8 protein-coding genes and 1 pseudogene are annotated in these 12,190 nt (G+C 73.2%); 3 read left to right on the top strand and 6 right to left on the bottom strand.

Annotated features, from left to right (window positions below):
* Both VE546_RS27555 and VE546_RS27550 read right to left on the bottom strand, forming a co-directional pair.
* A pseudogene (locus tag VE546_RS27555) lies at positions 1-276 on the bottom strand (glycosyl hydrolase); the annotation flags it as partial.
* A 307-nt stretch (positions 277-583) separates the two neighbouring features.
* Positions 584-1,465 (bottom strand): hypothetical protein, encoded by an 882-nt coding sequence (locus VE546_RS27550; RefSeq protein ID WP_324927144.1) that lies wholly within the window; start codon positions 1,463-1,465, stop codon positions 584-586.
* 256 nt (positions 1,466-1,721) lie between these two features.
* Here VE546_RS27550 and VE546_RS27545 point away from each other — a divergent pair, with 256 nt between their 5' ends.
* Both VE546_RS27545 and VE546_RS27540 read left to right on the top strand, forming a co-directional pair.
* On the top strand, positions 1,722-2,171 hold the full coding sequence (locus tag VE546_RS27545) for a hypothetical protein (RefSeq protein WP_324927141.1): 450 nt from the start codon (positions 1,722-1,724) through the stop codon (positions 2,169-2,171).
* A 439-nt stretch (positions 2,172-2,610) separates the two neighbouring features.
* Positions 2,611-3,375, top strand: a complete 765-nt coding sequence (locus VE546_RS27540; protein ID WP_324927139.1) for a calcium-binding protein — start codon at positions 2,611-2,613, stop codon at positions 3,373-3,375.
* Positions 3,376-4,299: 924 nt separating this feature from the next.
* On the opposite strand, the gene VE546_RS27535 is transcribed toward VE546_RS27540, so the two are convergent.
* Positions 4,300-4,965, bottom strand: coding sequence for a GGDEF domain-containing protein (locus VE546_RS27535; RefSeq protein WP_324927136.1), 666 nt, complete (start codon positions 4,963-4,965; stop codon positions 4,300-4,302).
* A 912-nt stretch (positions 4,966-5,877) separates the two neighbouring features.
* Positions 5,878-6,819: a MerR family transcriptional regulator gene (locus VE546_RS27530; protein ID WP_324927133.1), complete on the bottom strand. Its 942-nt coding sequence runs from the start codon at positions 6,817-6,819 to the stop codon at positions 5,878-5,880.
* 94 nt (positions 6,820-6,913) lie between these two features.
* Between VE546_RS27530 and VE546_RS27525 the strand changes: the two genes are divergently transcribed.
* Complete coding sequence (locus VE546_RS27525; protein ID WP_324927130.1) at positions 6,914-8,443, top strand: alpha/beta hydrolase; 1,530 nt, start codon at positions 6,914-6,916, stop codon at positions 8,441-8,443.
* 199 nt (positions 8,444-8,642) lie between these two features.
* Here VE546_RS27525 and VE546_RS27520 read toward each other — a convergent pair whose 3' ends face one another.
* The gene (locus tag VE546_RS27520) at positions 8,643-9,890 is read right to left on the bottom strand and encodes a glycosyltransferase (RefSeq protein ID WP_324927127.1); all 1,248 of its coding nucleotides are present in this window, start codon (positions 9,888-9,890) and stop codon (positions 8,643-8,645) included.
* A 1,081-nt stretch (positions 9,891-10,971) separates the two neighbouring features.
* Positions 10,972-12,111 (bottom strand): protein kinase family protein, encoded by a 1,140-nt coding sequence (locus VE546_RS27515; protein WP_324927124.1) that lies wholly within the window; start codon positions 12,109-12,111, stop codon positions 10,972-10,974.
* Positions 12,112-12,190: the final 79 nt, after the last annotated feature.

Genomic DNA, 12,190 nt, shown 5'->3' with positions numbered 1-12,190 from the left:
GTTCGCGTCGGTGATCCGGAGCGTGCCGTCGCGCGAGGTGTGCAGCACCGATCGGTCGGGCAGCACCGCCAGGTTCATCGGCTCGCCCGTCTCCGCCACGCCCTTGGCGAGGGTGACCTGCTGGAACTCCTCGGCCGCGGCCGCCGCGACGCCGCCGTCCGAATCCGCTGGAGCATCGGCGGCTGCGGACGTCACAGGCAGCAGGCAGCCGACGGCGAGTAACGCCGCGAACAGGAGAGGGGAGGATCGCCGGGGTCTGAAAGGTCTTGTGCGCACAGAAGTCTCCCGCCTGGAGTGGGGGTGACGTCAGATCGAGTCGACCTGACGGAGAGTGCAGACGCGCGCCGTCGTACTGGAAGGCCCGGATTACGCCGCGCATGAACCATTCATGTCAAGGAAGTTAGCGGCCTTGGTCCGAACATGTAACCCCTTTTGCTCACCGATTCGGAACTTCGTCCTCGATCAGAGAAAAGATTCCGACTGCCGGTACAGCGTCCCGCGGCGACCGCCGCGGACCGTGCGTGGCGAGCGCACAGGCGTCGTCACGTCAGGGAGCGCCGACCCGACACGGCGTGCTCCGCCGTCAGCGGACCACCGTGAACTGGGCGGTCTGACCGTGCTCGCCGTGCGGCCTGCCGTCCGGGGCCGGTATGAAGTCGACCAGCGTGTACACCCCGGGAGCGAGGTTCACCAGGGACAGTTCGCTGCCGCCGTTCTCCTGGGCGATCGTCACCACGTCCTCCTGGGACAGCCTGTCGTTGAACAGGTCCGCACCCACCGCACCCTCCGGAAGCCGGAGCAGGATCGCCTCGTGCCGCTCCTCCCCCACGTTCCTCAGCCGGAGCACGACCTTCCCGTGGGGGGCTCGGATCACCGTGCGGTCCATGCGGAAGAAGTACTCGCCCATCTCCACCCTCACCTCCTCGGCCGTGTGCGGCACCGGGGAGGAGAGCGCGTCGAGCCGGTTGAGCTTGAGGAAGCCGTCGGCCCGGTCCGGCCACCACGTCATGCGGACACGCGCCAACTGGTGCCCGTAGGCGAGGTAGGTGAGCTCGGTGGTGAAGCTGCCGTCCGCGTACTGCCGCATCTCCCCGATCCGCAGGCGTTCGATCCGCAGTCCGCCCAGCACCTCGGGGACCTGGCGGTAGCTCGTCTGCCCCATGAAGTTCCTGACGAAGTGCGCGGTGAGCAGCGGGGCCGCGCGCAGATGGTCTCCGGCATTGATGCAGGCGACGAAGTTGCGCACGCCGGAGACGACCCGCCGGTGCGGGGCCCGGTCCACGACCGGCCATGACCTCCCGGCCGGGGCGCTCTCGCTGTCCGGGTCGACGACCAGCGGGCCGTCCGGGGGAGGCAGCGGTGGCGCACTGCACCGCTGCGGTGCGAGGACCGCGCGCGGCCTCTCGTGCTCCGCGTGGGCCGCGGTGGGCAGGAACGCGGCCACGACGGCGAGAACGGCCGCCACGGGTAAGCGCCTTCGCATGGCTGGAATCCCCGTTTCCTGACTTTCTCCTCCGGCGGCCAGGGTCCCGAATCCACAGGTCGCGTTCCATCCGGGATCGCCCGGAGCTCTCCCCCCAAGGCGGCCCCGGAGGCACCCGTACGCGATGTCGGGTTCCGCCACGAACACACCCCATCGGGGGATGTTCTCCGGCTTCCCGGACCGCGACCGCGCCCGGCCATACGCTCTCCCCGCAGGACGAGGGACCGTCGGGGAATCCGTGTCTCAGCAGAACAGGGGAGGGATCGACCACGCCGCGCTGTGGTCGGCCGCTCTCGCGTCAGTGATCACGCTGTCCCTCGGGGACGGGCGCTACGACTGGCTCAGTTTCGCCCTGGGGTCGTCGCTGGCACTGCAGATCGCCGCTTTCTACCGGCCGACGCCTCCCGGACCGGACGACCGCTGGGACCGCTGTACGGCGGCGGGAGGCTTTGGGGCCGTCGGCGGGCTGGTGGCCGCGATGATCCTGGCATGGCCGGTGCAGACGGTCGTCGGGACACCCTCCAAGTGCCACCGGCTGTTCCGGCAGGGCGAAGTCGCTCTGGACGACTGTGCCGGTGCTGCGGCCTACTCCTGGTTGGGCGTGGTGTGGCTGACAGCCGCGGTGACCCTCTCCTCCTGGCATTGGCTGAAGGTGGTACGCCAACCGACCCCACCGCCGCCGTCCTGAACACCCCGGGCGGCTACGGGAGCCTTGAGCGCACGCACCGGCAACCGGCGTTCAGACGGCCGTCTCCCGTGCTCACCGGCCGACCGAAGCACCCGGCCACAGCCTGACTGACCGCGTCCCGGGTTCCGGCGATCCTGAGGAGAGATCCGTGCGGTCCTGGAATCCCGGGTTCAGGGTCCCTCACCGCGTGCATCGCGTGCCCTGCTGCGGCAACGGGCGGCAGGCGCCGGATGATGCCCCGCATCCAGCCGCCGGTGGTGGCGGCCCCGCTTCCGTACCCCAAACGCGGGGTTGTCAGGGCGAGTTCACCGTCACCGATCGCAGCGCGTCCCCCGCTCCGGGACGCACAGGTGTGGCCTCCGAAGACTCTTGGTGCGGCTGAGGTGTTCGAGTGAGAAAGTTGCACTGACCATGACACCCTGAGGCAAGGGACACGCTCGTGCGCGAGTTACGGGTCATCTCCGTCTCCTCCGCCGTTCTGGCCCTCCTGGCCATCGGCCTGACCGCCGCTCCTGCCGCGGCCGACACCGCGGCCACGATCAGCATCGACGGAGACGGCCGGTCCGTCACCCACCTCGCCGGGAGCGGGCAGGTCAACGAGCTCCAGGTCACGCCCATGGGCGCCGGCACGGGCGTACGCCGGGTCGCCTTCAACGACGAGGTGCCCATCCGGGTCGGCGAGCAGCACTGTGTGCAGCCCGACCCCAACGACGCGACCCGTGTCGTGTGCGAACTGCCGACGGCCGACGCCTCCTCCGGCGAGATCCGCATTCTGCTCGGCGACGGCGACGACGAGTTCTTCACCGATGCCCCGGGCGTCTCCGTCGTGCACGGCGGCTCCGGCAACGACCAGCTCCACGCCCACTCCGCGCACACGGTCATCGGTGGGCAGGACGACGACATGCTGATGGGCGGCGTCGTCATGCACGGCGGTGACGGCATGGACCACCTGATGGGCGACGACAGGGGACAAGTCCTCACGGGAGGCCGGGGAGCCGACCACATCGAGGCCCACGGCGGCGCGGACACCGTACACGCCGGCTTCGGGGACGACCACGTCACCGGCGGCAGCGGCGACGACTTCCTCTCCGGCGGCTTCGGTGACGACACCGTCCACGGCGACAGCGGCAACGACACCCTTCTCGGCGGCCCCGGCAAGGACGTCCTCTCGGGCGGTCCGGACACCGACACGATCCTCTGGTAGGCCGCCCCGGGGCAGCGGCGGCACGGCCGTGCGCACCATGAGCGGACGCACGGCAGCCATCCCGCCCCTGAGAACGCCAGGACCCAGGCTGTGGCCGCAAACCCCGCGGCCACGGCCCCGGACACGACCGTGCCGGCCGCAGTCCTCGACGAGCGGCCGTGAGCGGGCAGACCCCGGTCGGCGCGATCAGGCCGCCGCCGCATGGCGCCGGATGGTCGCCTTCTGGTCCGGGCTCCACCGCTGTTCGGCTGTGGCCGGCAGATGCCGGCCGGGCCGCTCATACGGAGCTGCCGACGCAGTGCCGGAAGCCACCGCCATGACCGACGACCCGGCCGTCCGGCTCCGCCACCCGAGCGGCGAGGAGCGACGGCTGCGCCGGCCACTTGCCAGGAGGGGTAAGCCAGTTGGCTGGACAGCCGTCGTGCTCATGGACCCGTGCAAGCACCTGGACGCAGTCCCTGAGGCGCGATCAGCCGATACCGGACACACCGGGCCGCGCTTCCGCCGGGCACGCTCTCGCTCTTCACCGCGGAACGGAAACACGGTCCAAGGACAGCGACCAGCCACTTTCACAGCAGGCCCCAGCGAGCCCCGGTGGCGGGGCGCCGACCCGCCGGAGGCGGTCCCAACCGGGCAGGCCGAGGGCCCCTGCGCTCCCCTGTGCCGAACCGTGCCGCACCGCATCGATCCACTCCGGTCCTGACGAGTGGGGACTGTGCGGCGAAGGCGCGGACGATGACGGGCGGGGTCGGTCGCGCGGGCGGGGACCAGAAGGTCTTCTTCCGTCTCCCGGCCCGTGCCCGGACCTGGGCACGGGCACGGGCCGGGAGGGCGGGCCCCTGCGGGAAGGGGTCAAAGACGGTGGGCGCGGCGCGGTACCGCGGCGGCACCGGACCGTTCGGGAGTGCCGGGTACGGTCGCCGGTCACCGCCCGGCGGTGCCGGGGCGTCCGGGCCGGCGGCCGTTGCTGGCCTCGGCGAGGGCGTCGGCGGCGGTGCCGACACGCGGGCCGCTCCGGTCGCGCTTGGCCCGGTACATGGCCGTGTCCGCGGCCCGCAGGGCCAGGGACCAGGAGCTGCCGGGCATGGCGGAGACCGGCGCGGCGCCGATCGCCACCGATGCCGGCAGTAGCCGCTGCTCGTAGAGGACCGGCCGCTCCAGCACCTGCTGGAGTCCGGCCAGGGCTCGGTCGAGGCCACCGGAAGTGGCGGGCAGGTGGGCCACGGCGGCGAACTCGTCCCCGCCCAGGCGTGCGGCCAGGCCGCGGTGGGTGCGGCACCAGCGGCTGAGCCGCTGGGCGAGGGCGGCCAGGACGGCGTTGCCCGCGTCGTGCCCGTGCGTGTCGTTGATCGCCTTGAAGCCGTTGGCGTCGACGAACAGCGCGACCGTGCCGGGGCGGGCGGCCAGTTTCTCGCCGCGGGCTGTCAGCTCCGGACGCAGGGCCAGCCCGGTGAGCGGGTCCCGGCGGGCGGCGTGCAGTTGGCGGCGGATGCGGACGTTGTCGACGACGGCGGCCCCGAGCGCGAGCGGCAGTGCCGCGGCCAATAACGCGACGCGGGGACGGTGGACGAGCAGGGGCGTGTTCGTCATCGGGGGACTCCGTTCTGTCGATATCGGGTTCCGGGGTGGCCGCGTACGCCGGTGAGCGGAACAACGCTGCCCCGGCGAAAGGGGTCGGGTGAAGGAAGCACGGCGCGGTGGCACGTGCCCGGGGCGACGACCAAACCCGTCATAAACCACGAGGGTGCCGCCCGGATGCACTGTCCTGGCCGGTGCGTCCCCTACGTCATCACGTGCCCGCCGGGGAGCGGGTCGGCCCCCGGACGCGGGCCCGGGTGGCTCCAGGACAGCCCTTTCCCGGTGCTCCGCCCCCGGCCGGGGGCGGAGCAGCAGGCCGGTTCCGGGGATCGGCACCGGTGGGTGCGGCACAGCGCCGCGGAACTCGACGGCCGAGCCTGTTGGCGACCGGCGCCCTCTCCTTCCCCGGCGACTTCCGTCACCGTGAACCTCGCGGAGCACGGCCCCGACGACGCCATGTGCTGCCTTCCGCGGCGTGTGCGTCGGTCCTTCTCCTGGCACGGCGAGCGCTCCGTCCGGCAGCCGGACTCGTCGCGCGCCACGCTCCCGGCGCGGCGGAACCGTGGCGTCCGCTGCCGGACGGAGCACCCTGGCACCCGCAAGCCGGACGACAGGCGGGCCGGGGACCGTGCCGGCCCTGCCCCCGGCCCCTCGGCACGGCCACGGACGGCCGCGCACACGGGCCAAGGCCGTCCGGCAGCCGGTGCGTACCGCGACTGCGGCGCAGCGGGATGCGGGCCCCGGCCACGGCCCGACCCCGGCGGAACGGGGGAAACCATTCCCACGGGCGCGGGGAGCAGGGGACGCGCCCGTCCCGGAGGCGGGCACGGTCGTCATCCGGTCCGCGCGACGGCCCGGACGGAACCGCCCGGCGCCCCGGACTGGTGGGCGGACCGGGCCGGACCCCGGCTCCGGGCGGCGGACTCAGGCCGCGGCGGCCGTCTGCGCGTCCAGTGCCGCGAGCAGCCAGTCGTGCGCGGACCCGGGGGTCGGTTCCGGCCGGCCGCCCGGCGGGGTGATCACCTCGGTCACCAGCTCCCAGTACCGGTCGATCCGCGGGTCGGCCGCGAGCTGCCCGGCCAGCAGGCGGCGGAAGTCCGGGGTGTCCCGGGTGCCGTACGCGCCCGCGTACGCGGCCACGAAGCCGTCCAGCGCCTCGCCCGGGTACGGCTCCCGGTCCTGGCGCAGTTGCGCCCCCGCCAGTTCGTACGCCTCGGCCAGCCCCGCGTACAGCACGGCCGCCCCACGGGCTCCCGCCCTGTGTGCCGCGGGCTGGGGCTGTTCGCGGTCCGGGCACGGGCGGGTGGTGAAGGCGTGCAGCCGGGCGAAGGCGAGCACCTGGGCCGGGCCCGGGTCGTCGGGCGGTTGCGGGACCGCCGCCTCCAGGAACGCGGCGACCGACCGGGCCGGCATCCTCGGCGGCAGCCAGGAACGCCAGAACCGGGCCAGCGGGGCCGTGCTCGGCGGGGTGGTCACCGCGCCGATCAGGCGCAGCCGGTCGGCCCGCTCCCCGGGCGGGCACTCCTGCACCAGCCGGAGGGCGGCCTCCCGCCAGCGCAGGACCCTGAGCCGGGAGCCGAGCTCGCGCAACTGCCCGGCGACGGCGTCCTCCAGGACGCTGCCCGTCTCGTCCTCCTCGTCGAGGATGCGGCGCACTTCGGCGATCGGCAGGTCCAGGGTGCGCAGGGAGCGGATCAGGCGCAGCCGCTCAAGTGCGTCGGGTCCGTACCGGCGGTGCCCGCCGACGGTGCGGGAGGCCTCCGGCAGCAGACCGCGGTCGGAGTAGAAGCGGACGGTCTTGACGGTGACGCCCGCGTGCTCGGCGAGCTCGCCGATGCCGCACAGGCCGTCGTGGGACGCGAACACTTGAACCTCCCTCAGGGGGAGTTCCTACCGTACCGGCGAGCGCGGCCGGGTGATCGGGCCGGTCCGCGGACGACGACGTGCCGAGGAGAGAGCCATGACCGTATTCATCCTGGTGCCGGGCGTGTTCACCGGCGCACACGTGTGGGAGGACACGGCCGCGCGACTGGCCGCGGCGGGTGCCGGGGTGCACGCGGTGGCCCTCACCGGGCCCGGCGGTCCCGGCGGTGCCGCGGGGACCGCCATCGACCTGGAGACGCACATCGCGGACGTGCTCGCGGTGATCGACTCGGTCGGCGCGGCGGACGGCCGGGAGATCGTGCTGGTCGGCCACGACTACGGCATCCACCCGGCGCTGGGCGCCGCCGACCGGCGGGCGGAGCGCATCGCCCGGATCGTCCACCTGGACTCCGGGATGCCGCGGGACGGCGTCCCGGCCCTGGCCGCGGTGCCCGACCAGTCCCTGCGCAAGCGGTTGGCCGAGCGCGCCGGGGCGGGCGGGGCGGAGGGGGCCGCCGGGGAGCTGCCGCCCCCGGCCCGCGACGAGTGGCAGCGCTGGGGCAGCACCGCGGGCGTTCCCGACGCGGCGCTGGACCGGCTCACCGCCCTCGCCGCACCGCAGCCGCTGGGCACCCTGCTCCAGCCGCTGCGGCTGACCGGCGCGGTGGCCGCGGTGCCCGTCACCGGGGTGCTGTGCACGGGCAACGGCACGAGCATCGAGATGGTCCGGATGCGGGTGGGCTTCGGCGACCCCGCCCTGCAGGCCCTGGTCGATCCCCGGGTGACCTTCTTCGAACTCCCCACCGGACACTGGCCGATGCTGTCCTGCCCCGCCGAGCTGGCGGACGTCCTGCTGCGGGCCGCGGCCGGCGAGGGGCACCGGCTGGAGCCGGTCGGCGCCGCGGAGCCGCCCGCGCACCTGCGGCCGTTCCTGCTGGACGTGCCCGAGCTCCCCCGCGAGCGGACCGGGAACGTCGACCTGTACCTGCCCGGCGCCGAGGGCCCGCGGCCGGCGGTGGTGTTCGTGCACGGCGGCCCGGTGCCCGCCGGGGCCCGGCCGACCCCGCGGGACTGGCCGACCCTGAGGGGATACGCCCGGTACGCGGCCGGGCAGGGGGTGGTGGGCGTGACCCTCGACCACCGCCTGCACGACGTGGCCGACTACGAGCGCGCCGCCGCGGACGTGGCCGCCGCGGTGGAGCTGGTCCGGGCCGATCCGCGGGTGGACGCGGACCGGATCGCGCTGTGGTTCTTCTCGGGCGGCGGCCCGATCACGGCGGACTGGCTGGGGGCGCCCCCGGCGTGGCTGCGCTGCCTGGCGGCCAGCTACCCGATCCTGGCGCCGCTGCCGAACTGGGGGATGTCCGGCAGCCGGTTCCGCCCGGCGGAGGCGGTGGCGGACGCGGGTGCCTTGCCCGTCGTGCTCACCCGGGTGGGGCTCGAGCTGCCCGAGATCGCCGCCACCGTCGAGGAGTTCCTGGCCGCGGCCGGGAGCTGCGGGGCGAACGTCGAGGTGGTCGACGTGCCGCACGGCCGCCACGGCTTCGAGACCCTCGACCCGACCGACGAGTCGCGCGAGGCCGTGCACCGCGCGATGCGTTCGGTGCTGACGCACCTGACGGCCTGAGCCGGTCCGCCGGATCCGCCGCATCGCCTGACAACGGCACCTCACGGGTTCGTGCGGAACTGCCGCGCCGCGCAGGCGGTCGGTGGCGCCGACGTCCTCACCGCGGGCCGGGCACTCGAAGAGGGCGTAGCCTTCCTCCGTGGTGCGGCGGGCAGTCCGCGGCGGGCCTTGAGGACCTGCCGCGTGTGGCGTGTCCGGATCACGCCGAGCGCGGTGATGACCGGGGAACCATGGCCACCAAGCGCTGCGCGGCGGTCCTGGCGCCGTCGGTGCGCACCCCGGCGGCAACCTCCCGGGCTCGGGCCGCCACGTCCGGCCGGAGGGCGCGCTGGAGGGCGTCCACCAGCGAGTCGACGGCCGGCGCGCCGGGCGCGTGCGCGACCCCGATCCCAAGGTCGTGGATCCGCCGTGCCCAGTAGGGCTGGTCGTAGACCTGGGGAACGACGACCTGGGGCACACCGGCTCGCGCGGCCGCGGTCGTGGTGCCCGCCCCACCGTGGTGGACGACGGCGGCGACCCGCTCGAACAGCGCCCGCTGGTTGACCTCGCCGATGAACAGGCAGTCGGGCTCGTCGTCCACCGGCGTCAGGCCGGCCCATCCGCGGGAGACGATCGCCCGGCGTCCCAGCGCACGGGCCGACTCGACCATCACCCGGGCAAGGTCCTGCGGCGCGCGCATGCTGCCGAAGCCGAAGTAGACGGGCGGCTCGCCCGCGGCGAGGAACGCCTCCAGCTCGGCATGGAGCGGACGCTCGTCGGGGAGCATCCAGGCGCCGGTGTGGACCACGGCTCCGGCGGGCCCGGGCCACGGCCCCACCACCGGGTCGGCGGCCAGCCAGGGCCGGTCGGTGAAGACGTGGTCTCGTACGTCGCCGACCGGGGCCAGACCGACCGACGCCCGGTGGGCGTTGAGCGCGGCGCCGAACAGCTCGTTGAAGCGGTCGGCGTCCCGGGCCCACAGCTCGCGGTTGTCGGCCGTCGCGGGCGCCGGCGGCTCTCCCGGTGCGGGCAGCGGAGGATGGTGCGGCGATGGCAGAACCGCCGGGCAGTAGGCGGCGAAGACGTAGGGAATTCCCATCGTCTCCGCCACCGAGCGGGCGGCCATCTGCAGGGCCGTGGCGGCCACGATCACGTCGCAGCCCTCGGCCGCCGAGCCGACCGTGGCGAACTGGGCGGCGACCGTGGCCTCCGCCAGCCGCCGCCGCTGCTCGGGCGAGAGCGGAACCGACGGTGCCGGTGCGGCCGACGAGGCCGGTCGGCCGACCGCGGTGGCCCGCAACTCGGGACCGATGGGCACGACGGGGATGCCGAGCCCGTCGATCCATGCGCGGAAGTCGGGCGGCACACACATGCGGACCTCCTGACCGAGGTCCCGGAGTTCCAGGGCGAGCGCCACCAGGGGCTGGACATCGCCACGTGACCCGATGGTGGACAGCAGCACACGCATGTGAATTCTCCCTGTGACGGCTTGCTCACGGCCGACCGGCCGCATGGTGAACGTGGTGAAGGTGAATCCGAAGGGGTCCTGGTCCGGCATCCGTCTCGGACCGGCCCGGCTCACGGCCCCCGATTCTGAGGGATCACCGGGATCTTGCCGCAAGCCCCCCTCTGGGCTATATGTTGAAAATGGCCGCAAGGGTGCGGGGATTCCGAGGGCCGGCCTCACCGATCGCCCCGAACGGGATTTCCCGGAATGGCGCGGACAGGCCACGCCCGAGCAGCCGATCACCGCATGCTGCCGCCGAAACGGTCGCCGGCCCGCCGGTCATCGTCCCGCATGCCTTCGGAGCCGCGCTTCCGACACCCGGGGACCGAGCGGTTCCACCTGGCGTCACACCCATGCCGAATTCCCCGCAAGCACTCGTGACGGACGCCGTCGGCGAAGTGTCCGCCCTTTCCCGCGCACCGGGAGAGTGCTCTTGCACCAGCTCGAATGAAGTCCCCGAAAATCCGGGATGCCGCACGGCGACCGGCGAGAAAGTGCGGTCGCATGGCGCCGGAAGGGATCGCCGGCGGTACGCGTCCGTGCCTGTGCAGCGGAGCATCGTGCGGACGCCGCGCACTCCGGTCGTCTTGTGCCAGAGGTGTCCCGGACGCCGATTCCGGTGTGCACGTGCTGCGTGGGAGGGGCGGCTTTGTACCTCGCTGCGGGAGTCGTTTCGGGGGTGACTGTGGGAGTCGCCTTCTGAGCGAGTCCGTGATGTCGGTTCGCTCTGACGTCACCCAGGGGCTCGCGGTGGGACGGCGGAGTGTGCTGCTGCCGCAGGAGGCCTTATGGGGAAGCCCCAGTCGAAGGTCGATCTGCACACCGCGATCCGCCGTGACCACCGTGGTGGTCTGTCCCGGCGTGCTCTGCAGTGCCCAGAGCCGGCATGGCCGGCTCTGAGTGACCGAAGGTCACCGCCGCAGGCGACGCCGGAGGCGCCCTTGGCGGGGCAGGACGGCGCTCACCGTGACCAGGCGCGCGGCCCCGGCCGGGCTGCACGCTCGTGTCGCCTGTCGATGGCCCCTCACCACCTCCGGCTTCCTCACTCGCACGTTCGAGTGAGACGCAAGTCCGTGCACGAGTCGCGCGGCTTTCCTCCCGGTGACCCCGTCGCCGCACCAGGCGGACCGTCCCGCTGTCCGATCAGGCGGATCGCCTCCAGCGGGTAGGGGGTCGTCCGGCTCTCCTGCCGGAATCGGCGGTGGAAGTCCCCCATCACCGCGGCGACCGGCGCGTGACGGACCAGGAGCGCCGCGATCGCCGATGGAATTCCCTCCGGGGACGCCCCCTGGGCGCAGGTGCGCACAAACGCCTCGCGTTCTTCCGGTGCGTACCCGTACAGAGCGACGGCCAGCCAGTTCACCAGGTGCGTGACGGTGTAGCACCGGTCGTAGGTGCGGTGCCGGTGGAAGAAGTCGGCCTCGTCCTGTGTGAGTTCGAAGCGGGAGGAGACCGCGAGGCCGTAGTCGGCGAAGAAGAGCCGCCGGCCGTCGGTCAGGATGTTCTCGAAGTGGGCGTCGAAGTGGAGCAGTCCACGGGCGTTCATGAACGAGATGCCGGCTTCCAGTTCGTTGTCCACCATGGCGCAGGCCCGCTCGGCCACCTCGTCACCGGCTCCGATCCGGGCGCCCAGCCAGTCGTGCAGGTTCTGCGGGATGTACTCCAGGAACAGCGCGAGGCTCGCCGAGGACTGCTGGAGGGCCTCGATCCGGCGGCGTACCCCCGATCCGCCTCCCCAGTAGGCGACCGCTCGTTCCACATCGGCCAGTTCCTCGGGAAGTGGCCGGCCGGGGCCTGGTAGCACCCGCCAGTGGTGCATCAGGGGGAAACCCTCGTAGTCTCCCGCGATCACCCAGTTCGTCGTCATGGTGTGCACGGCCAGCTCCCGCCAGGCTCCGAACCCCGGGCCGCCGATGCTGCCGATGCCGTACTGGCAGAAGACCGGCAGTCCGAACAGATTCGCCGTGGAGTGAACGTTCTCCGGGCGTCGCTCCAGATCGGTCAGGGGCACCTGCTTGACGAAGACCGGGGTTCCGTCGACCTCCAGCAGTACGGTCCTCCCGCCGATGCCGGAACCGATCGGTGTGGCGGCGTCCACGAGTTCGTGCAGCCTGCGGTCGCTGCACAGCGCCAGCGATGTGGAGACGGCACCGTGGGCGGCCAGACGGGCACCGCGGGACATGTCAGGGCTCTTCACCTCTGCCTCCAGCCGGGCACCCGCCTCTGGTGCAGCCACTTCGACGGACACCCGGGCAGGAGCT

Source organism: Streptomyces sp., assembly GCF_035644915.1.
Lineage (GTDB): Bacteria > Actinomycetota > Actinomycetes > Streptomycetales > Streptomycetaceae > Streptomyces.
The sequence above is the reverse complement of the archived record's forward strand: the minus strand, read 5'-3'. Positions and strand labels throughout refer to the sequence as shown.

What these genes read in the sequence shown, in the direction of transcription:
- VE546_RS27535 (WP_324927136.1), bottom strand. Translation starts at nt 4,965, where the DNA reads ATGACGAACACGCCCCTGCTCGTCCACCGTCCCCGCGTCGCGTTATTG.
- VE546_RS27525 (WP_324927130.1), top strand. Translation starts at nt 6,914, where the DNA reads ATGACCGTATTCATCCTGGTGCCGGGCGTGTTCACCGGCGCACACGTG.
- VE546_RS27520 (WP_324927127.1), bottom strand. Translation starts at nt 9,890, where the DNA reads ATGCGTGTGCTGCTGTCCACCATCGGGTCACGTGGCGATGTCCAGCCC.
- VE546_RS27515 (WP_324927124.1), bottom strand. Translation starts at nt 12,111, where the DNA reads ATGTCCCGCGGTGCCCGTCTGGCCGCCCACGGTGCCGTCTCCACATCG.